The sequence below is a fragment of the Rhizobium sp. BG4 genome (assembly GCF_016864575.1).
Lineage (GTDB): Bacteria > Pseudomonadota > Alphaproteobacteria > Rhizobiales > Rhizobiaceae > Rhizobium.
Genome location: NZ_CP044125.1, coordinates 638,872 through 663,731 on the forward strand (window position 1 = coordinate 638,872; position 24,860 = coordinate 663,731).

Here is a 24,860-nt window from a genome sequence, read left to right on the forward strand (position 1 = left end):
AATTGCGGGAGGCGGGTCCCGCTTCAAAATTCCGCTACAGAATTGACGTGCAGACTTCAAGTAAAGTTTACAAAAACTCTCACCTTATTTTTTCTCAGGCAGTTTCAGGGCGCCGTGGGTCTTCATGCTGCGGATCGCGAAGTTCGAGCGGATGTCGCTGACATTGGGCAAGGTCAGCAGCGTTTCGGTCAGCAGACGCTCATAGGCGGCAAGATCCTCGACCACCACCTCGGCCAGAAAATCGGCCGTTCCCGAGATCAGGAAGCAGGAGACAATTTCGGGGATTGCCAGAAGCGCGGCCTGCTGCGCCTCGGAATTCTCGCGGGTATGATGCGCGACCTTGAACTCGACGAACACGGTGAGCCCAAGCCCGACCTCCTTGCGGTCGATATCGGCGCGGTAGCCGCGGATGACGCCCGACTTTTCGAGGTTGCGGATACGGCGCAGACAGGGCGACGGGGAGAGGTTCACCTTCTCGGCGATCTCCACATTGGTGGCCCGCGCATCCTCCTGAAGGCACTTGAGGATGGCGATATCGAATTTATCGAGATTTGGCATATCCGATAACTTTCAAAGATGATCTTGGCAGATAATTGCCAGTATCACGATTTCTTTGCCATAGATAGCAAGGACATGCCGGGGCCTTCCGGCCTATCTTCTTTCCAACCGGAGATCATCCGGACCACGGAAAGATAGAGCCATGGCCAGCATCAGCCTCACCAACGACAAGTCCCCGTCCCTGCTTCCCGGCTATGCGGGCGGCACGGTGACCGTGCTTATCTGGGCTTCGTGGTTCCTCGCGACGCGCCACAGCGCGGCGACGCCGCTCGGCTCGATCGATATCGGCCTGATCCGCTACGGCATTCCAGCACTCGTGCTGGCACCGGTCTGGCTGAAGACTGGGTTGCTGCCGAAGGGCCTGCCGCTGCATCTCTTGGCGCTGATGGTTGCTGGTGCCGGTGCCGTCTTCTTCCTCGTCACGACGCTGGCGATCCATTCGACGCCTGCCGCCTCATCCGGCATCCTGCTCGGCGGCTCGATGCCGCTTGCAACCGCCGTTATCGGCATCCTGCTCTTCGGCGAGCGTCCCGACATCACCCGCAAGCTCGGCCTCGCCGCAATCGTCGGCGGCGTACTGATCCTGCTGATCGAAAGCCTCGCCGATGCATCGCTTCCCTGGACGAGCTTCGTCATGCTGCCTGCCGGTGCCGTGCTCTGGGCAAGCTATACCCACGCCTTCCGCCGCAGCGGCCTGACGGCGCTGCAGGCAAGCGCCCTCGTCGCCATCTGGTCGTTCCTGGTGATTGCCGTCCTTGCCCTCGCCTTCGGCACCTCGCTGGCGCAGGCAAGTGCTGCCGATCTCGGGCTGCAGGTGCTGAGCCAAGGCGTGCTTTCGGGATTGGTGGCGATGGTCGCCTATGGCACCGCGGTCAAGACGCTCGGCGGCACGCAGGCCGCAGCCTTCACCGCGCTCACGCCGGTCCTCGCCACGATCGGCGGCGGCATGTTGCTCGGTGAACCCGTCGGCATGGCGGAGATCGCCGCCGCCGTCATCACCGGCATCGGCGTCGCGCTCTCGACGGGCATTGCGGCCAGACGCCGCTAGTCATTCCTCACATGAAAAGCCCGGCTGAGACGCCGGGCTTTTTTTGCATTCAAGCCTGCATCACCACGACCTTGGCGCCAGGCGCGACGCGATCATAGAGATCGATGACATCATGGTTGAGCATGCGGATGCAGCCACTCGACATCGCAAGGCCGATCGATTGCGGCTGATTGGTGCCGTGGATGCGGAAATGGGTGTCGTTGCCGCCGCGGTAGAGATACATGGCGCGAGCGCCGAGCGGATTGTTCGGGCCACCCGGCATGCCGCCGGCGAGCCTGCGGTAGCGCTCTTCGCGGCGCTGCATGTTTTCGGTCGGCGTCCAGCTCGGCCATTCCGCCTTGCGCCCGACATAGGCGCCACCGGCAAAGGCCAGCCCCTCGCGGCCGACGCCGACGCCATAGCGCATCGCCCTGCCATCGCCGAGGATGTAATAGAGGCGGCGCGCGGGCGTATCGACGACGACGGTGCCGATATCATAGCTCGAAACGTAGGAGACTTCCTGACGGCGCAGTTCAGGATCGACCTTGTCGAGCGGCATGGCCGGAAGCGGAAACTTCTCGGCCGGGAGAGCCGCATAGTTGGCGCGGTGATCAGGACCGCTCGACGCGCATCCGGCAAGAAGTGCGGAAACGCCCAAAACGAAACCGCGGCGGGAAATCGACATCGAAACAGGTCCTTAACGTTCGGTTGATGCGACCGAAGTTAATGAGATTATGGTTAATGAACCGCTAAGCGCGACCGTGGAAGTTGAGTTAGGACAAGAGGATATGGGACTGCATCATTGAATGATGCATCATCCGATGCTATTTTTGATGCATCAGGAGACGACAATGCGCACCACGATAACGCTGGACGATGAACTGCTTGAGAAGGCACGCCGCTATACCGGCGTGGCGGAGACGCCCACCCTCATCCGGCTGGCGCTCGAAGGGCTCGTTCAACGCGAAGCGGCAAGACGCCTTGCCGACCTGGGCGGCACTGAACCGAATATTGAGGCGCCGCCGAGACGGCGGTTTGGTCCGGTCGAGCCGGAATGATCCTTATCGACAGCTCGATCTGGATCGATCACTTTCGCGCTGCGGATGACTACCTGGACGCGTTACTGCGGTCGGAGAATGTCATCATTCACCCGTTCGTCATCGGTGAATTGTCGCTTGGGCATATTTCTCGATATGATGCGATCATGACGATGCTCGCGGACCTGCCGGTCATTTCGGTCGCGGACGACGCCGAAGTTCGCCACATGATCCGTAGCAACAAGCTGTTCGGCACGGGCATCGGCTATATCGATGCCCATCTTCTCGCCTCGGCCCTTCTATCTCAACGGCACACGCTCTGGACTCGCGACAAGCGGCTGCACCGCATAGCGAGCACGCTCGGTGTCGCCATGCCGTTTCACCTGCACTAAGCCACTTCACATATTCGGATAAACCGGCCCCTCGCCGCCCTGGGGCGGAACCCAGTTGATGTTCTGGTTGGGGTCCTTGATGTCGCAGGTCTTGCAGTGGACGCAGTTCTGGGCGTTGATGACGTAGGTCTCCTGCCCGTCCTTCTCCACCCATTCGTATACGCCGGCAGGACAGTAGCGGGTCGAGGGACCGGCGTAGATGTCGTGCTCGGATGACTTCTGCAGGGCCATGTCCTTGACCTGCAGATGCACCGGCTGATCTTCCTCGTGGTTGGTGTTCGACAGGAACACCGAGGAGAGGCGGTCAAAGGTGAGCACGCCATCCGGCTTCGGATATTCGATCTTCTTGTGCTGCGAGGCAGGTTCCAGGGAGGCGGCGTCGGTCTTGCCGTGGCCGAGCGTGCCGAAGAAGGAGAAGCCGAACAGCGTATTGGTCCACATGTCGAGCCCGCCGAGGCCGATGCCGACAAGCGTGCCGAACTTCGACCAGAGCGGCTTGACGTTGCGGACCTTCTTCAGGTCCTTGCCGATGGCTGTCTTGCGCCATTCGTTCTCGATCTCGACGACCTCGTCATTGGCGCGGCCGGCGGCGATCGCGTCGGCGATCTTTTCGGCGGCAAGCATGCCCGACAGCACGGCGTTGTGGCTGCCCTTGATGCGGGGAACGTTGACGAAACCGGCCGAGCAGCCGATCAGCGCCCCACCCGGGAAGGTCAGTTTCGGCACCGACTGGTAGCCGCCCTCGGTGATGGCGCGGGCGCCGTAGGACAGCCGCTTGCCGCCCTCGAAGGTGCCGCGGATCGCCGGGTGCGTCTTGAAGCGCTGGAACTCTTCGAAGGGATAGAGATAGGGGTTCTTGTAGTTCAGGTGCACGACGAAGCCGACGGCGACCATGTTGTCTTCGAGGTGATAGAGGAACGAGCCGCCGCCCGCCGCCATGCCGAGCGGCCAGCCGAAGGAGTGCTGCACCAGACCCTGCTTGTGGTTCTCCGGCTTGACCTGCCAGAGTTCCTTGATGCCGATGCCGAATTTCTGCGGCTCGCGATCCTTCTGCAGATCGAACTTGGCAATGAGCTGCTTGGCGAGCGAGCCGCGCACGCCTTCGCCGATCAGCACGTATTTGCCCATCAGCTCCATGCCGCGGGTAAAGTTCGGGCCGGGCTCGCCGTTCTTCTCGATGCCCATGTCGCCGGTGGCGACGCCGATGACGGCGCCCTCGTCGTTGTAAAGCACTTCGGTGGCGGCAAAGCCCGGATAGATCTCGACGCCGAGCGCTTCGGCGTGGCCCGCGAGCCAGCGACAGACGTTGCCGAGCGAGACGATGTAATTGCCGTGATTGTTCATCAGCGGCGGCATCAGGGCATTCGGTAAGCGGATGGAGCCGGCGGGGCCGAGCACCAGGAAGTGGTCGGCATTGACTTCGGTCTTGAAGGGATGATCGCTTTCCGAGCGCCAGTCCGGCAGCAGGCGGTCGATGCCGATGGGATCGACGACGGCACCCGAGAGGATATGCGCGCCGACTTCGGCGCCCTTCTCAAGCACCACGACCGAAAGATCCGGATTGACCTGCTTCAGGCGGATCGCGGCCGACAGGCCGGCCGGTCCACCGCCGACGATCACCACGTCGAATTCCATGCTTTCGCGTTCCGGAAGCTCAGTCGTCTCGGTCATATCAGTCAGGTCTCCGCTCGGCCGTTCGCCCGGCCACATTCCCCATCTGGGGTAATCTCTTGTCAAAACCGGAAAGCATTGTCGAGCCGGGAAGCGACAGCCAATCCTCCAATTCGCACAATGATTTCCTCCGTGCTCATAAACCTATTTAACGTTTACGTTCACGTCAATTATGCGACGCCGATTTTGCGTCTCTCTGCGCTTTCCTTTCCCACTGGCGGCGCCTTATACAGAAGCACGACATCAGGAGGACATCATGGATCTCGGCATCAAGGGCAAACGCGCACTCGTTCTGGCTTCATCCCGCGGCCTTGGCCAGGGGATCGCAGTGGCTTTGGCGCGCGAGGGCGCAAACGTGCTGCTCTGCGGGCGCAGCGGCGAGCAGCTGGAAGCCAATTGCAAGGCGATCAATGCCGAGGGCAACGGCAAGGCCGACTGGATCTGGGCCGATCTCGGCGACGAGAACTTCGTCGCGACGGTGACGGCGGCGGTCAAGGAGAAGTTCGGCGGCCTCGATATCCTCGTCAACAATACCGGCGGCCCGACGCCCGGCACGACCGAGGAGATGAGCGCCGAGAAGCTCGAGACCTATTTCTTCTCGATGGTGCTACGGGTCATCACACTGACCAACGCGTTGCTTCCCGGCATGAAGCAGCAGGGCTGGGGCCGTATCCTGACGGTCGCCTCCTCCGGCGTCATCGAGCCAATCGCCAATCTGGCGCTCTCCAATACGCTGCGCCCTGCCCTTGCCGGCTGGAGCAAGACGCTGGCCTCCGAGATCGCCAACCATGGCGTCACCGCCAACCTGCTGCTGCCGGGCAGCATTCTGACCGGCCGCCTCGACGAACTCGATGGTGCGGCAGCAAGACGCACCGGCAAAAAGATGGACGAAATCCGCTCGGAAAAGGAAGCGCGCATTCCAGTTGGGCGCTACGGGAAGGTCGATGAGTTTGCGGCGACGGCGGCGTTTTTGTGCAGCGAACCAGCAAGTTACATCACGGGGTCATTGATCCGTTGTGATGGTGGAGCGGCCCGCTCAGTGTAGTCGACTGATGTAGCGACCCAGTATATATTAGTCACGGACTAATATTACGGAATGTTCATTACGAAAATTTAAGCTGTTATAAACGCTTAGTGATCGTAAGCGGCGAATAATGTCTTTTTTGCGCCGCAAAATAAGCGGCTCAGTTAGAGCATAGAATTCGCCCCATTCTGTTTAAAACCGGTCTCGCTCATGAAGAAATTCTGGATCACAGTCAGCGTCGTTGCAATTGCCGCAGTCGGCCTCTGGCAGTTCGGCAATCGCATTCCCTATGCACAGCAGATTCCCTATCTTTCGAAACTGATCAAACAGCCCGCCCATGGCAGCGGCAAGGGAGACGGCAGTGCTGCAGGCGGCGACCAGCAGGCTGCGGCAGACGGCCAGACAGCCGGCCAGGGTGACGGTCAATCCGGCAACAAATCGGGCGGCGGTGGCGGACATCGCCGCGGCACAAATGGCCCGACCGTGGTCAAGACCGTGGCAGCAGCCCAGACGGCGTTGCCGATCGACGTGACCGCCTCGGGCTGGGCCGTCGCTGACGACAACACGACGATCGCTGCCCAGGAACAGGGCCAGATCGTCAACATCAACGTCCAGAACGGCGCGACCGTCAAGGCGGGCGACCTGATCGCCAAGCTCGACGACAAGTCGGCCAAGGCCGCCGTCGACAAGGATCAGGCGATGATCGTACGCGATCAGGCGACCCTCAACGGTGCCGATATCGCCTACAACCGCGCCCAGGACCTTGCCAACCAGAAGGCCGGCACCCAGGAAAGCGCCGACCAGGCGAAGGCGACCCGCGACAGCGCGGCCGCCACCGTCGAGGCCGACAAGGCCGCACTCGCCGCCGACCAGGTGACACTCGACCATACCGAAATCCGCGCCCCCTTCGACGGCCGCCTCGGCGACGTCGCAATCAGCAACGGCGCCTTTCTCAATGCCGGTTCGGCTATCGTCACGATCGCCAAATACGATCCGGTTTATGTGCAGTTCAATCTGCAGGAACGCTACCTCAAGGAGCTGAAAACGGCGCTGGCCAACGGCCCGGTCGATGTCAGCACCGCGCCGGACACCTCCAAGGGCGAGGTGCGCAAGGGCGCAGTCAGCTTCTACGACAACACCGTCGACAAGGCTTCGGGCACGATCGTCGTCAAGGCACGCTTCGAGAACGCCTCCGGCGCCCTCTGGCCCGGCCAGTCGGTCAATGTCGTCGTGCATTTCGAGAACAAGGAACAGCAGGTCGTGGTGCCGACGGTCGCCGTCAGCCCCGGTCCGAACGGCTTCTTCACTTTCGTCGCCAAGGACGGCAAGGCACAGCTGACGCCGGTCACCGTCGCGCGCTCCAATGGCGGCTTCTCGGCGATCTCCGCCGGTCTTTCGGCAGGCGACCATGTCGTCATCGAGGGCCAGGGCCAGCTGACCGACAAGCAGGCGATCAACGAACAGTTTGACGACAAGGCGCTGAACGTTGCTTCGGCCGCCGACACGATGCAGCAGCAAACCGACAACGCTAGCGCGGGGACTGAGGAATGATTCCGAATTTCTGCATCCAGCGTCCGGTCGCCACGACGCTTCTGGCGATCGGCGTTGTTCTCGCCGGCTTGGCGGGATACCAGCTTATTCCGGTCGCCGCCCTGCCCCAGGTCGACTTCCCGACGATCAACGTTTCGGCCCAGCTGACCGGCGCCTCGCCGCAGACGATGGCGACATCGGTCGCCACGCCGCTCATCAAGCAGTTCGAAACCATCCCCGGCATCAGCGAAATCAGCTCTTCGAGCTCGCTCGGCAATACCAGCATCGTCCTGCAGTTCGATCTGAACCGCGATATCGATGCGGCAGCGGCCGACGTCCAGGCGGCGATCTCCCACGCCACCCGCCAGCTCCCTGACAACCTGACGACCCCGCCGAGCTACCGCAAGACCAACCCGGCCGACGCGCCGATCATGCTGATGGCGGTGCAGAGCGATACGATGCCGCGCAGCAAGCTCGACGAGATTGCCGAAGACATCATTTCGCCGTCGCTTTCCACCCTCCCCGGCGTCGCCGAAGTTTCCGTCTACGGCGCGCAGACCTATGCGGTGCGCGTCGAGGTCGATCCCAGCAAGCTGCAGGCCCGCGGCATCGGCGTCGATACAGTCAACCAGGCGATCGCAGCCGCCAACAACCAGAACCCGGTCGGCACGCTGCAGAACAAATCGCAGACGATGACGATCAACGCCAATACGCAGCGCACCAATGCCGAGCAGTTCCGCTCGCTGGTCATCGCCTCGCCGAACGGCGCAGCAATCCACCTGAGCGACGTCGCCACGGTGGAAGACAGCGTCGAGAACCAGAATACCGGCAGCTGGTATGACGGCAATCGCGGCATTATCCTGGCGATCCAGCGCCAGCCCGATGCCAATACCGTCGATGTCGTCGATGCGATCAACGCCAAGCTGCCGCAGCTGCATGCGGAAATTCCGCCTTCGGTCAAAACGGTGATCATGAACGACGCCGCGCAGCCGATCCGCGCTGCTATCGCCGACGTCAAGTTCACGCTGCTCCTCACCATCGGCCTCGTCGTTCTGGTGATCTATCTGTTCACCGGCCACATGACGGCAACGATCATTCCTGGCCTTGCCGTGCCGCTGTCGCTGATCTCGACCTTCGGGATGATGTATGTGCTGGGCTACAGTATCGACAACATCTCGCTGCTCGGGTTGACGCTCGCGGTGGGTCTCGTGGTCGACGATGCGATCGTCATGCTCGAAAACATCTTGCGGCATGTCGAGGACGGCATGCCGGTGCGCGAGGCGGCGATCAAGGGTGCCGGCGAAGTCAGCTACACCATCATCTCGATGTCGGTCTCGCTGATCGCGGTCTTCATCCCGATCTTGTTGATGGGCGGCGTCGTCGGGCGCGTCTTCAACGAGTTCGGCATGGTGGTCGCCATCGCCATCGTCTCCTCGGCGATCGTCTCGCTGACGGTGACGCCGATGCTCGGCTCGCGGCTTGGCGAGGGCCACAGCCGCCCGCCGCTCTTCGTGCGTCTCTTCGACGCCGGCTTCGAACGGACGCTGCGCGGTTACGACCGTGCCGTCGGCTGGTGCCTGAAGCACCACATGACGGTCATCGGCGTGTTCTTTGCGTCGATTGCCCTGACCATCTATCTGTTCATGACGCTGCCCGCGAGCTTCTTCCCGCAGGAAGATATCGGCCGCCTGCAGGTCTCGACCCAGGCCCGCCAGGATATTTCCTACCAGGCCATGGAAGCGCTGCAGAAGCAGGCCGCGGCCGTCGTCGGCGCCAACCCGGCCGTCGATCACGTCATGTCGACCGTTGGCGGCAACGCCCAGAAACCCCTGAACAACGGCACGATCTTCGTGCAGATGAAGGACAAGGACAAGCGCCCGCCGCTCGATCAAACCCTGCGTGAACTGCGCACGGCGCTGAACAAGATCCCCGGCCTGCAGGCCTTCGTCACCCCGAACCAGAGCCTGCGTTTCGGCGGCCGCCAGACGGCCAGCCAGTATCAGCTGATCGTCCAGGCGCTGAGCGCCGACACGACCAACCTCTGGGCCAACAAGATCATGACGACGATGCGCCAGGATCCGCGCTTCACCGACGTGACCACCGACGCCCAGAACAACGCGCTGCAGGCGAATATCGTCATCGACAGCGAAAAGGCTGCCGCCTTCGGCATCAACAACGACCTGCTGCGCACAACGCTGCAGGAAGCGTTCAGCAGCTATACCGCTGCCGAAATCCAATCCACCGGCGACAGCTACGACGTCATCGTCGAATATGATACCGGCAAGCCCTGGGACGACCAGCAGCTCGCCGAGATCAACGTCGCCTCGTCCAACGGCACGCTCGTGCCGCTGTCGAACTTCGCGCATGTGGAACGCACGACAGGCCCCGTCACTATCAACCAGACCGGCCAGCTCGTCTCGACCACCGTGTCCTTCAACCTGCCGGGTGGCGAATCTCTCGGCGACGCTACGGCGGCGATCGATCAGATCAAGAAGGACATCAACATGCCGACCGACGTGTTCACCAGCTATGGCGGCACGGCGCAGATCTTCCAGCAGTCGCAGGGCAATACGCCTTACCTGATCCTGGCGGCGGTCCTGACGATCTATGTGGTGCTTGGCGTTCTCTACGAGAGCTTCATCCATCCGCTGACGATCCTGTCCGGCCTGCCGGCCGCGGCTCTCGGGGCGCTCCTGGCGCTGAAGGTCATGGGCCTCGATCTGTCGATCATCGCTCTCATCGGCCTGTTGATGCTGATCGGTATCGTCAAGAAGAACGCGATCATGATGATCGACGTGGCGCTGGAAAACCTGAGGTCGACATCGATGTCGGCCTCGGAGGCGATCCACGAAGCCTGCGTCCGCCGTTTCCGGCCGATCATGATGACGACCTTCTGCGCCCTGCTCGGTGCCCTGCCGATCGCGCTCGGCACCGGTGCCAGCTCGGAACTGCGCCAGCCGCTCGGCATCGCCGTTGTCGGCGGCCTGCTGGTCTCGCAGGCGCTGACGCTGTTCATCACACCGGTGATCTTCGTCGAGATGGGCCGCTTCGAAAACTGGCTCGGCCGGCTGTTCAGCCGCAAGAAGAAGCACGATACGCCGGCCAACGAGGATGGCGAGCCCGAGGCACGGGCAGTCGCTGCCGAATAAGACAAAAGGGCGCCTCAAGGGCGCCCTTTTCATTTAGCGGCCGGTCACGAGCTTTGGCAGATTATCGGCGAGAATGCCCGCGTCGTGGCCCATCATGGCCAAGGGCACGGCCCTCCAAGTCGGCTTGCGAGGCCCAATCAAACGATGATATCGGCGGTCGGGCATAAATTGAATTAGGTCATCACATGGTTCGGCCCTACCTGCCCCTCAATGCGCTGCGCGCCTTCGAGGCCGCTTCCCGGCATCTGAGTTTCACCCGCGCGGCGATCGAGCTCTGCGTCACACAGGCGGCTGTCAGCCATCAGGTGAAGCTTCTCGAACAACGGCTCGGCGTCACGCTCTTCCGCCGCCTGCCGCGCGGGTTGATGATCACCGAGGAGGGTCTTGCGCTGCTGCCGGTGCTGCGCGAATCTTTCGACCGGATGGCCGACATGCTGGAGCGCTTCGAAGGCGGCCAGCTGCGCGAAGTGCTGAAGATCGGCGCGGTCGGGACGCTCGCCGTCGGCTGGCTGCTGCCGCGGCTTGCCGATTTCCGCACCCGCTTTCCCTATATCGACCTGCGGCTGTCGACCAACAACAACCGTGTCGATATCGCCGCCGAGGGCCTCGACTATACGATCCGTTTCGGCAACGGCGCCTGGCACGATATCGAGGCGGAAGCGCTGTTCGAGGCGCCGCTCTCGGTCCTCTGCATCCCACCGATCGCCCGGCAGCTGAAGACGCCGGAGGATGTCGCGGGCCAGACGCTGCTGCGCTCCTACCGCTCTGACGAGTGGCCGAGCTGGTTCGAGGAGGCCGGGCTCGCGGCGCCACCGATCCTCGGCATGGTCTTCGATTCCTCGGTGCTGATGGTCGAGGCGGCGATGCAGGGTGCGGGCGTTGCGCTCGCCCCGCCACTGATGTTCTCGCGCCAGCTGGCATCCGGCGAGATCGAGCAACCCTTCCCCATCTATATTTCCAAGGGCAGCTACTGGCTGACGCGGCTGAAGTCGCGGCCGGTGACACCGGCGATGGAAAACTTCCGGCGCTGGCTGCAGGAGATGTCGGCGGAGACCCGCGGCAGCTGATCCCGGCGGGTTGCTTTCGCCTTCGTCCTGTGCGATCACCCGCCCTCTCAAAAATTCGCGGGCGCGCATTTGCCGCCCTTTGTCACATCCGGTTCATCTCTTCCCGGTTCAAAGCATTTTTACTGATTTAAGGAGCACGGCCATGGCACGGGCGCTCGGGCTTGATTTCGGCACGACCAATACGGTTCTGGCAATGGCGGATGGCGCCAATGCCACACATTCGATGAGCTTCACCAGCGCGGCAGGCACTGCCGACAGCATGCGCACGGCGCTGTCGTTCATGAAGGATCCGCAGCTCGGCGCATCGGCCTTGAAGGTCGAGGCGGGTGCGGCGGCAATCCGGCAGTTCATCGACAATCCCGGCGATTGCCGCTTCCTGCAGTCGATTAAGACATTTGCCGCCAGCGCCCTCTTCCAGGGCACGATCGTCTTCGGCAAGCGCCAGAGCTTCGAAGACCTGATGGAGGTCTTCATCCGCCGCCTGCGCGCCTATGCCAGCGACAACTGGCCGTCCGACGTCAGCCGCATCGTCGCCGGCCGCCCGGTGCATTTCGCCGGCACCACCGCCGATCCGGCGCTTGCGACGCAGCGCTACAACGAGGCGCTGTCGCGCTTCGGCTTCCCGGAAGTGCATTACGTCTATGAGCCGGTCGCAGCCGCCTTCTACTTCGCGCAGAACCTGAAGGCCGATGCCACCGTTCTGGTCGCCGACTTCGGCGGCGGCACCACCGACTACTCGCTGATCCGCTTCGAGACCGTCGCCGGCAAGCTGACGGCGAAGCCGATCGGCCATTCGGGTGTCGGCATCGCCGGCGACCATTTCGACTATCGGATGATCGACAATGTCGTCGCGCCGCAGATCGGCAAGGGGAGTCATTTCAAGAGCTTCGACAAGATCCTTGAGGTGCCGTCGAACTACTATTCGAGCTTCGGCCGCTGGAACCAGCTGTCGATCTTCAAGACCTCGCGCGAGTTCGAGGACCTGAGGAAGCTGGTGCGGACTGCCCTCGAGCCGGAAAAGCTCGAGCTCTTCGTCGATCTCGTCGATCACGACGAGGGCTACCCGCTCTATCAGGCGGTCTCTGCCACTAAGATGGCGCTCTCGGCAAACGAGGAAGCGGCATTTGATTTCGGCCCGCTCGGCCGCAGCGGTCACCGCACGATCAAGCGCAGCGATTTCGAAGGCTGGATCGGCGAAGACCTCGCCCGCATCGAAGGCGCGCTCGACGAGGTGCTGGAAAAGACGCAGACGCGCGCTGATGGCATCGACAAGGTGTTTCTCACCGGCGGCACGTCCTTCGTGCCCGCCGTGCGCCGCATCTTCACCGAGCGCTTCGACCAGGACAAGATCGAGACCGGCGGCGAACTGCTGTCCATCGCCCACGGCCTGGCGCTGATCGGCGAGCGCGACGACATCGCGCAATGGACTGTGCAATAGCCGCTTAGGCGGGCGGCCGCACTTTCATTGCCGCCGCTCGTCCGTTAAGGTTGCCGCATGATCTCCGCCAACGACCTCTCCCCGGCCGAACTTGCCGCGCTTTTGCATTTCCATGCAGATGCGGGTGTCGAGTGGCTGCTGGAGGAAGAGGCGGTCGACCGCTTTGCCGAATTCGAGGCGATGAAGGCGGCGCGCCGCGCGGCGGCACCTCAGCAGGCTCCGCAACAAAACACGCAGCCGCACAGCCGCACCACGGCGCCTCAGCGCCAGGCACCAGCTGCCGCCAGCGCTCCGGCAGCCCGGCCGCAACCCGCCATTCCCGATGGCGAAGCCGTCCAGCAGGCGCGCTTTGCCGCCGAGAGCGCCCGCTCGCTTGCGGAATTGAAGACCGCGCTCGAAGCCTTCAACGGCTGCAATCTGAAACACAGCGCCCGCTCGACGATCTTTGCGACCGGCGATGCGGCGAGCGGCATCATGGTGATCGGCTCGGCGCCGAGCGCCGAAGACGACCGCGAGGGGCAACCCTTTGCGGGACGCCCGGGCGCCCTTCTCGACAAGATGCTGGCTGCGATCGGCCTCGACCGTTCCGGCATCCTGCTGACGCAGGTCATTCCCTGGCGCCCGCCGGGCAACCGCGTGCCGTCGCCCGCCGAGATGGATATCTGCCGCCCCTTCATCGAACGGCAGATCGCGCTTGCAGAGCCGAAAGCCATCCTGCTGTTTGGAAATTTCGCGGCGCGCGTCTTTTTCGGGGAAACGGATACGATCCACGGGCTGCGCGGCCAGTGGAAGGAAATCGGCGCCGGCGGGCTTACGATCCCGGCAATCGCCACATTGCATCCGCAGGATCTGTTGACCGCGCCGGTCAATAAGCGCTTGGCCTGGAACGATCTTTTAGCGTTTCAGCAGAAGCTGCGCGATCTCGATCTGATTACAAAATAGCCAATCTTAAAGATTTTATGAAACGACCCATGCGCTTTATGCATGGCTGCGTCTCATTTAGGTGCATTGCAGAATCGATGCTGCGCTGCAATATATACTCGTGTCTTGGGAGGAATCTGACAGGAACCAAGGCAATGAACACACGTTTTCGTCCTATACACTGCGGGTTTGAAACCCTACGCCTCGCGAGCGACGCGGTTCGCACGACGCAAGGCTACAGCCGTCTCGGCTTCGCGACCAACGAACAGATGATCGCCCGTGGCACCGGCATCACCGGCCGCACGACGCGTCCGGCCGCGATCTTCGCCGATTTCCAGGAATATTGAGTAACCGCGCCGCCCAGCCGGGCGCGCGGATGGAGTTACGCATGGCTGCCGTCATCATCTCGCTTCTGCGCAATATCGAAACGATCGAGCATATCCGCGCCGCCGTCTGTGCTGCGAAGGAATATGAGCGCGAGCTCTGCTCGACGCAGACGGACCGCAAGGCGACCGACGTCGCAGCGATCGCGCTCTAAGCGCAGACCGCAAACCTGACCGGATCGCGCTCGATCTGCATCTTGGCGGCTTCGAATGCCTGGTCGATATAGGCGAACTTGATCGCCTGCCAGCCGCAATATTCCCTCAGGAATGCACCCGAAATCCAAAGCTGCGTCTTCTTCGGCTCGTCGTACCAGCCGAGACATCCCGTCTGCACCGCCTTGGCGAATAGACGTTGCAGATGCGTGCGCGACATCATGAAATCGCCCGCCAGATTACGCGTCTCGATACGGCCGGCGTCATAGCGCTCGCCTTCGCAGGTCTCCAGATCGATCTTCGAAACAAGGTGATCGACGACGAGGCCGCCGGCTTCGGTCCACATGAAGAGTGCCACCTGCTCCGGCGGCTCGCGCCAGCGGGAATCCTTCAGGCAGTTTTCGGCAACCATCGGCTGGGCGATGCGGATCAATTCCGGGTTCGCCTGGAAACAGGCGGCGCGGTTGCCGCCATCGAGAACGTCGAGTGCTGCAAGGTTCGAGAGAAACCACCCCGCCATCGCCTGATGACTGACATCGGCAGGTTCGAAATGCCGGGGACGGCGCCGCTCCTCGCCCGGCGTATGGGCGATGAAGCGGTAGGTGATCAGCTCTTCGATGAAATTGAGAACGGTGTTGCGGCTGGCGACCCTGTGCTCGGTGATGCACCCCGTCAGCGCCACGGCGGTAAAGCCGGATGACGGGTCGGAGGGGTCATGCCGCAGGCTCAGGCCATAGGCCGTCTGCGTCAGGAGCCAGCGCTGGTGGGAGGCAAGCAGCCGCGCCAGGCGCGGGGCAGCGTCGAACATGCCGCGCATGTTGCCTGCGAGCAGGCGGATAGCGGCGAGGAAGTTCGGATGCTGAGCCAGTTCGTCCGCCGAAAATGCCATAAGCGCCCCCGCTCGCAAGCCAGCTTCCGGAGCTACCACTTCAGGGACATTTCCGTCCGGCGTCAGTGGCCATTCGCATATGCAAGGCTTTGAATAAATGAAACTTCGTCAGTTTCATCAACCATATTCAGCGGGTCATGTGTATCCCAAGATTTCGCCAGTACATTCCCGCCAAAAGCGCGAATCGACAGCTAAAACAACCGGAAAGCCTAGCCGCCGCCGCCGGCGCGCTGGGCGTTGCGCCGTTCCAGACCGAGCTGGTGCTCGCGGTGGATGATGTAGATGCCGGCAGCAACGACGATCGCCGTACCGACCATCATGTGCCCGCCTGGCACATCGCCGAAGACGACATAGCCGATCACGCCACCAAGCAGGATCGATGTGTATTCGAACGGGGCAACGGTGGAGACATCGGCATGGCGATAGCTCTCGGTCAGCAGGATCTGCGCCACCCCGCCGCAAAAACCGGCGACGATGAGATAGAGCGTCGTTTCCAGATCGAGCGAATACCAGCCGAAAGGCAGCGTCAGCAGCGAGCAGAGCGAGGCGATCATCGAGAAGTAGAGTACGATCGTCGCCGTCCTCTCTTCCTCGACCAGCTTGCGCACCTGGATCATCGCCATGCCCGCCAGCACTGCCGACATCAGCACGCAGATGGCACCGAGCGCCTGCTCGGCCTCGATGCCGCCGGCGCGAAACAGCGTCAGCTTCGGCCAGGAGACGATCGCCACACCGACGATGCCGAAGAACACCGCGCTCCAGCGATAGAGCCGCACGCGCTCGCGCAGGAAGACGGCCGCGAAGATGACAGCGATCAGCGGCGTCGCGTATCCAAGCGCGATCGCCTCGGGCAGCGGCAGATGCATCAGGCCATAAAAGCCGAAACCCATCGAAACGATGCCGATCGTGCCACGCTTCACATGGCCAATAGGATTGGCGGTGTAGAAGGCTGCCTTCAGCTGCCCGCGATAGGCGAGATAGGCCATGATCGGAAAGAGCGCGAAGAAGGAACGGTAGAACGTGACCTGCCCTGGAGCGACATCGGTTCCCGCAAGCTTGATGAAGGTCTGCATGCACAGGAACACGACCACCGACGAGACCTTCATCAGGATCCCCCTCATCGGGTTTCTCAGTACCGATTCCATGTCTTCCAATGCTCGCTTGCGGGAGGAGGCCGCCGACTCGGCGGCACATCGAAGTGCGGCACCATCGTAACCAAAGAGATCAGGCGTTGGGAAAAATTTCCGAAGAAAAGCGAATTTTGCGGACGTGCCAGGAAAAGTCCGCACGCCATGCGGAAAAGAAAGATCAATGGTCTTTGCTTTAAGTTTAGTTCAGACTTTAATGTAATCATCGCCCCCAAAATTTACGGCGGGGATTCCGTCCCTGTCTCGGTCATATCGATAAAGGTCTTCAGGGAACACTTATGCGTACAGACACAGGCCAGGTCATTAATCTGGCAGACTACCGGCCCACCGATTTCGTCCTTGAGCGCGTGGACCTGACCTTCGAGCTTGACCCGACGGAAACGAAGGTCGAGGCGCGGCTGATCTTCCATCGCCGCGAAGGTGTCGATCCGAAGACGCCGCTGATCCTCGATGGCGACGAGCTTTCCCTGTCTAGCCTGCTGTTCGATCAGATGGAAATGCCGGCGGAGCAATATACCGCAACGGCCGACAGTCTGACGGTCAGCGATCTCCCTGCGAGCGAACCGTTCGAACTGACGATCACCACGATCATCAATCCTTCCGAGAATACCCAGTTGATGGGCCTCTACCGCACCGGCGGCATCTACTGCACCCAGTGCGAGGCCGAGGGCTTCCGCCGCATCACCTATTTCCCCGACCGCCCTGACGTTCTGGCGCCCTATACGGTCAACATCATCGCCGACAAGGCGCAGAACCCGCTGCTGCTCTCCAACGGCAACTTCCTCGGCGGCGCCGGTTACGGCGAAGGCAAGCATTTCGCCGCCTGGTTCGATCCGCATCCGAAGCCGAGCTACCTCTTTGCGCTGGTCGCCGGCGACCTCGGCGTCATCGAAGACACGTTCACGACGATGAGCGGCCGCGAAGTGGCGCTGAAGATCTATGTCGAGCACGGCAAGGAGCCCCGCGCCGCCTACGCCATGGACGCCCTGAAGCGCTCGATGAAGTGGGACGAAGAGGTCTTCGGCCGCGAGTACGACCTCGACATCTTCATGGTCGTCGCCGTCTCCGATTTCAACATGGGCGCGATGGAGAACAAGGGCCTCAACGTCTTCAACGACAAATACGTCCTTGCCGACCCGGAAACCGCGACCGATGCCGACTACGCCAATATCGAGGCGATCATCGCGCATGAATATTTCCACAACTGGACCGGCAACCGCATCACCTGCCGCGACTGGTTCCAGCTCTGCCTGAAGGAAGGCCTGACGGTTTATCGCGACCACGAGTTCTCGTCGGATCAGCGCTCGCGCCCGGTCAAGCGCATTGCCGAAGTTCGCCACCTGAAGTCCGAGCAGTTCCCGGAGGATGGCGGCCCGCTCGCCCATCCGGTACGCCCGACAAAGTATCGCGAAATCAACAACTTCTACACGACGACGGTCTATGAGAAGGGCAGCGAAGTGACGCGCATGATCGCGACGCTGCTCGGCAAGAAGGCCTTCAAAAAGGGCATGGACCTCTATTTCGATCGCCATGACGGCCAAGCCGTGACGATCGAGGATTTCGTCCAGTGCTTCGAGGAAGCGAGCGGCCGCGATCTCTCGCAGTTCTCGCTCTGGTACCATCAGGCTGGCACGCCGCTGGTCACCGCGTCCGGCACCTATGATGCCAAGGCCAAGACCTTCACGCTGCAGCTCGAGCAGATGGTTCCGGCCACACCCGGCCAGGCCGACAAGAAGCCGATGCATATCCCGCTCAGCCTGGCGCTGTTTGCCGAAAGCGGCAAGGCGATCAAGCCGAAGTCGGTCGATGGTGCGGAATATGCCGATGAGGTCCTGCACCTGACCGGCCGCACGCAGACCGCCGTCTTCCACGGCATCGCCTCGCGCCCCGTCGTCTCGATCAACCGCAGCTTCTCGGCGCCGATCAACCTGCATTTCGATCAGGCACCGGCCGATCTCGCGCTGCTTGCCCGCCACGAGACCGATCATTTCGCCCGCTGGCAGGCGCTGACCGATCTGGCGCTGCCGAACCTTCTCAAGGCCGCCCGCGATGCGCGTGATGGCAAGGCGGTCGCCTGCGAACAGACCTTCGTCGACACGCTGCTTGCAGCCGCCTCCGACGACGCGCTGGAGCCCGCCTTCCGCGCCCAGGCGCTGGCGCTTCCGAGCGAAGCCGATATCGCCCGCGAACTCGGCGGCAACAATGATCCCGACGCGATCCATGCCGGCCGCCAGGCGGTGATGAAGCAGATCGCCGATCAGGGTGCTGCCATCTTCGCCACGCTGTTCGAAACGATGACGACACCGGGCGCCTTCAGCCCGGATGCCAAGAGCGCCGGCCGCCGCGCGCTGCGCAACGCCGCCCTCACCTATCTCTCCTATGCGGAGAACACGCCGGTTCGTGCCAAGGCCGCCTTCGACGCCGCCAACAACATGACCGAGCTTCTGCATGCCCTGACGCTGCTGGCGCACCGCTTCCCCGACAGCGCCGAAGCGATCAGCGCGCTGACCGCCTTCCGCGACCGCTTCTCCGAAAACGCCCTCGTCGTCGACAAGTGGTTCTCGGTGCAGGCAACGATCCCGGGTGCCGGCACGCTCGACCGCGTCAAGAAGCTGATGGACAGCCCGCTTTTCAAGCGCACCAATCCGAACCGCGTGCGCTCGCTGATCGGCACCTTCGCCTTCACCAACCCGACCGGCTTCGGCCGCGCCGATGGCGAAGGCTACCGCTTCCTGGCCCGCGAGATCCTCGACATCGACCAGCGCAACCCGCAGCTCGCGGCGCGTATCCTGACATCGATGCGGTCGTGGCGCTCCCTGGAGCCGGCGCGTGCCGATTTCGCCCGCGCCGCCCTGATGGAAATCGAACGGGCGCCCGGTCTCTCGACCGACGTGCGCGACATCGTCGAGCGTACGCTCAAGGGGTGATTTGCAAGCGAAAGGCTTCGCCGCTATCGGCGGAGCCTTTTCGGAATCCCCAAAAAATCAGCACTTATAAATAGTTAACAGATTTTTACCTTTGCCTCTGGACACGGCGAATCAGGAGTGATTCATTGGGTCAGGTTCGAGCGGCGGCGCTGCGAATCACACGAGGGATCAAGGTTATAGCGATGATGAACGTGCGGCGGGCAACTGCGGCCGAGGGACGGCTGCGTGTTGATTTCGGGGCGTTGCGGGGTTGGTCTCGGGCCACTCAGAGCAGCCGTCTAGCTGTCAGCCGCTCCGGCGCTCCGCGTCTTCCGCAGGTCGAAACCATCCTCAAGCGCGCCATCCCGGCGCTGATTATCGCCTTTCTCTCCGTCGTTGCCGCCTCGCACATCTTCGGGATGATGTCGGAATATTCGCGGATGGGCGCAGCCGCCCGCCACGCAACGTCGCTCTCTGCTGCTGCGGCCGCCGCCGTCTTCACCGATGCCGGTCAGCTCTTCGAGGCCGGCAACGCCGCCGAGGCGCAGGCCCGCCTTTCGAAGTTTCTGCCGCAGGACCGGCTCGACAGCGGCTCGTTCATTCTCCTCGTCCAGGCCAGCGGCAAGGTCTTTGCCGCATCGGCTGCGGGCGTCTCCTATGTCGGCTCCAACGTCGCCGACTTCTTCCCCGAAGTCTCTGCCATCCGCCGCTTCGGCGACCGTGCTGGCGTCATCGAAACGACGATCAGCGGCGATCCCCATTATGCCGAGATCAGCCTCGTCGGCGGTGCGGGCGGCTACATCGTCGCTGCCACCTCGCTCGATCAGATCGGCAAGCTCTGGCGCGAAGAGCTGACGCTCAACGTCACGCTGTTTGCCGGTATTTCCTCGATCCTGCTCGTCATTCTCTATGCCTATTACATGCAGGTCCGCCGCGCCCGTGATGCCGACGACATTTTCGTCGAATCCAACCAGCGCGTCGAAACCGCACTGTCGCGCGGCCGTTGCGGCCTCTGGGATTTCGATTTCGAAAACCGCGAATTCTTCTGGTCGCGCTCGATGTACGACATGCTCGGCCTGCCGGCTTCCGACAAGACCATGTCCTTCAACGAGGCTGCCCGCCTGATGCATCCTGAAGATGGCGGCCTGCACGAGATCGCCCGCTCGATCGCCAAGGGCACTTCCGGCCAGGTCGACCAGATTTTCCGCATGCGCCATGCCGCCGGTCACTATGTCTGGATGCGCGCCCGCGCCCAGATGATCCGCAGCAATTCGGGCCGCATGCACATGATCGGCATCGCCATGGATGTCACCGAGCAGCACCGGCTGGCTCAGCGCTATGCCGAAGCCGACCAGCGCCTCGCAGACGCGATCGAGTGCACCTCCGAGGCATTCGTCCTCTGGGACAAGAACGACCGCCTGGTCATGTGCAACGCCCACTTCCAGCAGGCTTACGGCCTCCCTGACAGCGTGCTGGTTCCCGGCACAGAGCGCAGCGTCGTCAATGCCGCAGCCGCCCGCCCGGTCATCGAGCGCCGCATGGTCGATTCGAACGGCGCCGGTCACTCGCGCACCGCCGAAGTGCAGCTCGCCGACGAGCGCTGGCTGCAGATCAACGAGCGCCGCACCCGCGATGGCGGCATGGTCTCGGTCGGCACCGACATCACGCTTTTGAAGCGCAACCAGGAGCGCCTGCGCGACTCCGAGCGCCGCCACGTCGCGACCATCGGCGACCTCAAGGCATCGCGCCAGACGCTCGAACACCAGAAGGCCGAGCTGTCGGTCGCCAACGCCAATTACCTCGTCGAGAAGGAACGCGCCGAAGCCGCCAACAAGGCAAAGTCGGAATTCCTCGCCAACATGTCGCATGAGCTGCGCACGCCGCTCAACGCCATCCTCGGTTTCTCGGAAATCCTGCAGAACCAGATGTTCGGCCCGCTCGGCTCGCTGAAATACGACGAATATGCCCGCGATATCCACGATAGCGGCCAGCACCTGCTGAACGTCATCACCGACATTCTCGACATGTCGAAGATCGAAGCCGGCCACATGAAGCTGCACCGCGAGACCGTCGATCTCGCCCCGCTCATCGAAGAGAGCCTGCGCTTCACCGCCATTCCGGCTGCCGAGAAGAACATCGTCATCGAGCAGCGCCTCTGCGATGGCATGACGCTGACGGCAGACCGCCGCGCCATGAAGCAGATCCTGCTCAACCTGCTCTCCAATGCCGTGAAGTTCACCAATGACGGCGGCCGCATCGCGCTTCGCACCCGCCGCGACGCCAAGGGCCTGATCGTCACCATCGCCGATACCGGCATCGGCATCCCGCGCAAGGCGCTGACCAAGATCGGCCAGCCCTTCGAGCAGGTCCAGAGCCAGTATGCCAAGAGCAAGGGCGGCTCGGGTCTTGGCCTGGCAATCTCGCGCTCGCTCACCTCGCTGCATGGCGGCAACATGCGCATCCGCTCCCGCGAAGGCGTCGGCACCGCCGTCACCTTCCGCATCCCGGATGCTGCCCGCTAAGCTTTAACGGTTACCTGAAAGATCTTCCGCACAGCCTTCGACAGCCGTTTCACTTCGCCTTCCAGCGTCTTGATATCAGGGCAATCGCCGGCGCGGCAGACGAGCTCGACGAGGCCAGACGGCGCCTCCTTCGAATCGAACAGACCATCGATGCAGAGCCGGATCAGCTGCGACAGCTCCGTATAGAGATGGAACGCCTCGAGGCAGGTGTCGAGATCGGCAGGCGCCATCAGCTTGCCGCCGAGCGCCTTCAGCGCCTCGCCGGTATTCAGCCCGTTGACCTTCACCACCGAGGCCTTGGCCGGCGCCACCAGCGCCAGATACTGCGCGATGAACTCGATATCGATGACGCCGCCGGGGATCAGCTTCAGATCCCAGCCGCTCTCCGGCGCCTTTTCCTTGTCGATGAGATCGCGCATCTCGGCGACATCGCGGGCGACCTTGGCCGTATCGCGCTTGGCAGACAGGACATCGGAAATGATCCGCTCTGCAGCTTCCGTTAGGCTCGCATCGCCGCAGATCAACCGGGCGCGGCTGAGCGCCATATGCTCCCAGGTCCAGGCTTCCTCACGCTGATACTTCTCGAAGGAATTGATGCGCGTCGCCACCGGCCCCTTGTTGCCGGAGGGGCGAAGCCGCATGTCGACTTCGTAGAGAATGCCTTCCGCCGTCGGCGCCGAAAAGGCGGCGATGAGGCGCTGGGTGATGCGGGTGAAATAGCGCAGCGCATCGAGCGGCTTCTCGCCGTCGGATTCGGCAGCCGTATCGTCGTAATCGTAGAGCAGGATGAGATCGATATCGGAGCCGGCCGTCAGCTCGAAACTGCCGAGCTTACCCATGCCAGCAACGGCAACCCTGCCGCCCGGGAAACGGCCATGCGCCGCCTCGATCTCCTTCAGCACGCCGTCCAGCGCCGCCTCGATGATCAGATCGGCAAGATGGGTAAAGGCCCGCGCCGCCATGGCGCCGTTGATCGCCCCGGTCAGCAGCCGGATGCCGATCAGGAAACGCTGCTCGGCGGCGAAGATGCGCAGCCGGTCGAGCAGTTCCTCGTAGTAGCGGGCCTGCACCAGCGATGCCTTGAGACGCTCGCCGAGATAATCGCGCGTCGGCAATTCCGCCATCAGGCCGGGATCGAGCATGCCGTCGAAGACATGCGGCTTGGCGGCAATGACCTCCGCCAGCTTGGGCGCCGAGGACATGATATTGACGATCAACGACAACAATGCGGGATTGCTGCCGAGCAGCGAGAACAGCTGGATCCCGGATGGCAGCCCGGAAATGAAGCTGTCGAAGCGCAGCAGCGCCTCATCGGCCCGCTTGCTCTCGCCGAAGACACGCAAGAGCTCCGGCGTCAGCTCCGTCAGCCGCTCGCGCGCCTCGACCGATTGCGTGGCCCGGTATCGGCCATAGTGCCAGGTGCGGATGATGCGGGAAATGTCGGACGGGCGCTCGAAGCCGAGACGTTTCAGCGTCTCCAGCGTGTCAGGGTCGTCGTTCTGGCCGGTGAAGACAAGATTGCCGGTATCGGTCGAAAGCTTGTTTTCCTGTTCGAAGAGCCGCGCATAGCGCCGCTCCACCGTCCTGAGCACCTCCACCAGCTTCTCGGAGAAGCTCGGCGTATCGCTGAAGCCCATCATGAAAGCGATGCGTTTCAGATCGGCTTCCGTTTCCGGCAACAGATGCGTCTGCTCGTCACGCACCATCTGGATGCGGTGCTCGACATCGCGCAGGAACCAGTAAGCATCCGTCAGTTCGTCGCGGGTTTCCGCATCGATCCATTTCGCCTTGGTGAGCTCGGCGAGCGTCTCCTCGGTGCCGCGGCTGCGCAGCACGGGCATCCGCCCCCCGGCGATCAGCTGCTGCGTCTGCGCGAAGAACTCGATCTCGCGGATGCCGCCGCGGCCGAGTTTGACGTTGTGCCCCTTCACCGCGATCGCCCCGTGCCCCTTGTGGGCGTGGATCTGCCGCTTGATCGAATGGATATCGGCGATCGCCGCATAGTCGAGATACTTGCGGAAGACGAAGGGCACGAGGCCGCGCAGGAAATCCTCACCGGCAGCGAGATCGCCGGCAACCGGTTTCGCCTTGATGAAGGCCGCCCGCTCCCAGTTCTGTCCCCTGCCCTCGTAATAGATCATCGCCGCATCGACAGAGATCGCCAGCGGCGTCGAGCCGGGGTCGGGACGCAGCCGGAGATCGGTGCGGAACACATAGCCGTCCGCGGTCCGCTCCTGCAGGATGCGCACCAGCCGGCGCATCAGCCGCGGATAGATTTCGATCGCATCGTCAGGATCGGGCACGATGCCCGCCTGCTCGTCGAAGAAGACGACCAGATCGATGTCCGAGGAGTAATTGAGTTCGGAGGCGCCGAGCTTGCCCATGCCGAGTACGATCAGGCCGGAGCCCTCGCTCGGCTTGGCGACATCCTTCAGGACCAGCTTGCCGCCCTCATGCGCCGACATCAGCAGATGGTCGATTGCAGCGGCAACCGAGGCCTCGGCGAGCGCGCTCAGCCAGGCCGTTGTCTGGCGGCCGTCGAAGATCCGGGCGAGGTCGGCAAGCGCGATCAGGAAGGCGACCTTGCGCTTGATCTGCCGCAGCCTCGCCATGACGGCGGATTCGGCCGGCAATGCGCCGTCGACAGGTTTCCAGCAGGCGCGCGCCTCCTCGATCAGCCCTTCGATCTCAGGCTCCAGCGGCGCCGAGATCGCCGCTGCCAGCACGGCATTGTCGATATTGGCGACCTCGCGCAGATAGGGAGACAGGGTGAAGGCGGCGGCGATGAAATCGAGCAGTTGCCCACCGGATTTCACCATCGCGGCAACAGTGGGCTCTTCGCGGCCGATCTCCGCGAGATCGCTCAGCGCCAGCTTCAATTCGGCCTGGTTCAGCGGCTTCAGCGCCACCTCGCCAGCGTCCTTCAAGAGATGTGTCGACTTCTTCAGCATCCCGCCTCCCTGCTGCAACGCGCCGGATTCGCGTTGTCTCGCATGCGCTTAACCTAGAGCGGCAAACGCCGGGAGCCAATACCGTCTTTCAGTG

General features: G+C 62.6%; 19 protein-coding genes. 13 read left to right on the forward strand and 6 right to left on the reverse strand.

The genetic code is table 11. The features are described from left to right. Positions 1 to 84 precede the first annotated feature (84 nt). Positions 85 to 558 (reverse strand): Lrp/AsnC family transcriptional regulator, encoded by a 474-nt coding sequence (locus F2982_RS03425; protein WP_112719631.1) that lies wholly within the window; start codon positions 556 to 558, stop codon positions 85 to 87. Between the two features lie 142 nt (positions 559 to 700). On the opposite strand from F2982_RS03425, the gene F2982_RS03430 reads away from it, so the two are divergent. Then, positions 701 to 1,606, forward strand: a complete 906-nt coding sequence (locus F2982_RS03430; protein ID WP_199626665.1) for a DMT family transporter — start codon at positions 701 to 703, stop codon at positions 1,604 to 1,606. A gap of 49 nt (positions 1,607 to 1,655) precedes the next feature. Here the strand turns inward: F2982_RS03430 and F2982_RS03435 are convergent, their stop codons facing one another. Next, positions 1,656 to 2,270 (reverse strand): L,D-transpeptidase, encoded by a 615-nt coding sequence (locus tag F2982_RS03435; protein WP_112719633.1) that lies wholly within the window; start codon positions 2,268 to 2,270, stop codon positions 1,656 to 1,658. 166 nt (positions 2,271 to 2,436) lie between these two features. Between F2982_RS03435 and F2982_RS03440 the strand changes: the two genes are divergently transcribed. Both F2982_RS03440 and F2982_RS03445 read left to right on the forward strand, forming a co-directional pair. Continuing rightward, positions 2,437 to 2,643 (forward strand): type II toxin-antitoxin system VapB family antitoxin, encoded by a 207-nt coding sequence (locus F2982_RS03440; protein ID WP_199626663.1) that lies wholly within the window; start codon positions 2,437 to 2,439, stop codon positions 2,641 to 2,643. After that, a complete protein-coding gene (locus F2982_RS03445) occupies positions 2,640 to 3,014 on the forward strand; it encodes a PIN domain-containing protein (protein WP_203429234.1) in 375 nt (124 codons plus the stop codon). The genes F2982_RS03440 and F2982_RS03445 overlap by 4 nt, the downstream gene beginning before the upstream one ends. 6 nt (positions 3,015 to 3,020) lie before the next feature. On the opposite strand, the gene F2982_RS03450 is transcribed toward F2982_RS03445, so the two are convergent. Next, the gene (locus F2982_RS03450; RefSeq protein WP_203429235.1) at positions 3,021 to 4,685 is read right to left on the reverse strand and encodes an electron transfer flavoprotein-ubiquinone oxidoreductase; all 1,665 of its coding nucleotides are present in this window, start codon (positions 4,683 to 4,685) and stop codon (positions 3,021 to 3,023) included. A 256-nt stretch (positions 4,686 to 4,941) separates the two neighbouring features. Between F2982_RS03450 and F2982_RS03455 the strand changes: the two genes are divergently transcribed. The 8 genes from F2982_RS03455 (at position 4,942) to F2982_RS03490 (ending at position 14,352) form a co-directional block, all read left to right on the forward strand. Beyond that, entirely contained in the window at positions 4,942 to 5,730 is a 789-nt protein-coding gene (locus F2982_RS03455; RefSeq protein ID WP_203429236.1) for an SDR family oxidoreductase, read from the forward strand. Positions 5,731 to 5,919: 189 nt separating this feature from the next. Further along, a complete protein-coding gene (locus tag F2982_RS03460; protein ID WP_203429237.1) occupies positions 5,920 to 7,260 on the forward strand; it encodes an efflux RND transporter periplasmic adaptor subunit in 1,341 nt (446 codons plus the stop codon). Next, positions 7,257 to 10,388 carry an efflux RND transporter permease subunit gene (locus F2982_RS03465; protein WP_112719639.1) on the forward strand — a complete coding sequence of 1,044 codons (3,132 nt, stop codon included), beginning with the start codon at positions 7,257 to 7,259 and terminating at the stop codon, positions 10,386 to 10,388. Before F2982_RS03460 ends, F2982_RS03465 begins: the two co-directional genes overlap by 4 nt. Before the next feature lie 185 nt (positions 10,389 to 10,573). Further along, positions 10,574 to 11,455, forward strand: a complete 882-nt coding sequence (locus F2982_RS03470) for a LysR family transcriptional regulator (protein WP_203429238.1) — start codon at positions 10,574 to 10,576, stop codon at positions 11,453 to 11,455. A gap of 142 nt (positions 11,456 to 11,597) precedes the next feature. Continuing rightward, entirely contained in the window at positions 11,598 to 12,893 is a 1,296-nt protein-coding gene (locus F2982_RS03475) for an Hsp70 family protein (protein WP_203429239.1), read from the forward strand. Between the two features lie 57 nt (positions 12,894 to 12,950). Then, complete coding sequence (locus F2982_RS03480; RefSeq protein WP_203429240.1) at positions 12,951 to 13,835, forward strand: uracil-DNA glycosylase; 885 nt, start codon at positions 12,951 to 12,953, stop codon at positions 13,833 to 13,835. Positions 13,836 to 13,969: 134 nt separating this feature from the next. Continuing rightward, positions 13,970 to 14,161: a hypothetical protein gene (locus F2982_RS03485; RefSeq protein ID WP_130278633.1), complete on the forward strand. Its 192-nt coding sequence runs from the start codon at positions 13,970 to 13,972 to the stop codon at positions 14,159 to 14,161. Positions 14,162 to 14,202: 41 nt separating this feature from the next. After that, the gene (locus F2982_RS03490) at positions 14,203 to 14,352 is read left to right on the forward strand and encodes a hypothetical protein (RefSeq protein WP_203429241.1); all 150 of its coding nucleotides are present in this window, start codon (positions 14,203 to 14,205) and stop codon (positions 14,350 to 14,352) included. On the opposite strand, the gene F2982_RS03495 is transcribed toward F2982_RS03490, so the two are convergent. Together F2982_RS03495 and F2982_RS03500 are read right to left on the reverse strand one after the other, a co-directional pair. Beyond that, complete coding sequence (locus tag F2982_RS03495) at positions 14,349 to 15,239, reverse strand: hypothetical protein (protein WP_210341035.1); 891 nt, start codon at positions 15,237 to 15,239, stop codon at positions 14,349 to 14,351. The two genes, F2982_RS03490 and F2982_RS03495, sit on opposite strands and share 4 nt — an antisense overlap. Before the next feature lie 209 nt (positions 15,240 to 15,448). Continuing rightward, the gene (locus F2982_RS03500) at positions 15,449 to 16,384 is read right to left on the reverse strand and encodes a DMT family transporter (protein ID WP_203429242.1); all 936 of its coding nucleotides are present in this window, start codon (positions 16,382 to 16,384) and stop codon (positions 15,449 to 15,451) included. A gap of 281 nt (positions 16,385 to 16,665) precedes the next feature. On the opposite strand from F2982_RS03500, the gene pepN reads away from it, so the two are divergent. Both pepN and F2982_RS03510 read left to right on the forward strand, forming a co-directional pair. Beyond that, positions 16,666 to 19,314 (forward strand): aminopeptidase N, encoded by a 2,649-nt coding sequence (pepN, locus tag F2982_RS03505; RefSeq protein WP_203429243.1) that lies wholly within the window; start codon positions 16,666 to 16,668, stop codon positions 19,312 to 19,314. Positions 19,315 to 19,496: 182 nt separating this feature from the next. Beyond that, on the forward strand, positions 19,497 to 21,815 hold the full coding sequence (locus tag F2982_RS03510) for a PAS domain-containing sensor histidine kinase (protein ID WP_203429244.1): 2,319 nt from the start codon (positions 19,497 to 19,499) through the stop codon (positions 21,813 to 21,815). Here F2982_RS03510 and F2982_RS03515 read toward each other — a convergent pair. Beyond that, positions 21,812 to 24,766 carry a bifunctional [glutamine synthetase] adenylyltransferase/[glutamine synthetase]-adenylyl-L-tyrosine phosphorylase gene (locus F2982_RS03515; protein WP_203429245.1) on the reverse strand — a complete coding sequence of 985 codons (2,955 nt, stop codon included), beginning with the start codon at positions 24,764 to 24,766 and terminating at the stop codon, positions 21,812 to 21,814. The genes F2982_RS03510 and F2982_RS03515 overlap by 4 nt on opposite strands. Between the last annotated feature and the right edge of the window lie 94 nt (positions 24,767 to 24,860).

Coding starts and splice junctions, on each gene's coding strand:
- F2982_RS03515 (WP_203429245.1), bottom strand. CDS start 24,766: ATGCTGAAGAAGTCGACACATCTCTTGAAGGACGCTGGCGAGGTGGCG.
- F2982_RS03430 (WP_199626665.1), top strand. CDS start 701: ATGGCCAGCATCAGCCTCACCAACGACAAGTCCCCGTCCCTGCTTCCC.
- F2982_RS03440 (WP_199626663.1), top strand. CDS start 2,437: ATGCGCACCACGATAACGCTGGACGATGAACTGCTTGAGAAGGCACGC.
- F2982_RS03435 (WP_112719633.1), bottom strand. CDS start 2,270: ATGTCGATTTCCCGCCGCGGTTTCGTTTTGGGCGTTTCCGCACTTCTT.
- F2982_RS03480 (WP_203429240.1), top strand. CDS start 12,951: ATGATCTCCGCCAACGACCTCTCCCCGGCCGAACTTGCCGCGCTTTTG.
- F2982_RS03475 (WP_203429239.1), top strand. CDS start 11,598: ATGGCACGGGCGCTCGGGCTTGATTTCGGCACGACCAATACGGTTCTG.
- F2982_RS03485 (WP_130278633.1), top strand. CDS start 13,970: ATGAACACACGTTTTCGTCCTATACACTGCGGGTTTGAAACCCTACGC.
- F2982_RS03500 (WP_203429242.1), bottom strand. CDS start 16,384: ATGGAATCGGTACTGAGAAACCCGATGAGGGGGATCCTGATGAAGGTC.
- F2982_RS03455 (WP_203429236.1), top strand. CDS start 4,942: ATGGATCTCGGCATCAAGGGCAAACGCGCACTCGTTCTGGCTTCATCC.
- F2982_RS03425 (WP_112719631.1), bottom strand. CDS start 558: ATGCCAAATCTCGATAAATTCGATATCGCCATCCTCAAGTGCCTTCAG.
- F2982_RS03460 (WP_203429237.1), top strand. CDS start 5,920: ATGAAGAAATTCTGGATCACAGTCAGCGTCGTTGCAATTGCCGCAGTC.
- F2982_RS03510 (WP_203429244.1), top strand. CDS start 19,497: ATGATGAACGTGCGGCGGGCAACTGCGGCCGAGGGACGGCTGCGTGTT.
- F2982_RS03470 (WP_203429238.1), top strand. CDS start 10,574: ATGGTTCGGCCCTACCTGCCCCTCAATGCGCTGCGCGCCTTCGAGGCC.
- F2982_RS03495 (WP_210341035.1), bottom strand. CDS start 15,239: ATGGCATTTTCGGCGGACGAACTGGCTCAGCATCCGAACTTCCTCGCC.
- pepN (WP_203429243.1), top strand. CDS start 16,666: ATGCGTACAGACACAGGCCAGGTCATTAATCTGGCAGACTACCGGCCC.
- F2982_RS03445 (WP_203429234.1), top strand. CDS start 2,640: ATGATCCTTATCGACAGCTCGATCTGGATCGATCACTTTCGCGCTGCG.
- F2982_RS03465 (WP_112719639.1), top strand. CDS start 7,257: ATGATTCCGAATTTCTGCATCCAGCGTCCGGTCGCCACGACGCTTCTG.
- F2982_RS03450 (WP_203429235.1), bottom strand. CDS start 4,685: ATGACCGAGACGACTGAGCTTCCGGAACGCGAAAGCATGGAATTCGAC.
- F2982_RS03490 (WP_203429241.1), top strand. CDS start 14,203: ATGGCTGCCGTCATCATCTCGCTTCTGCGCAATATCGAAACGATCGAG.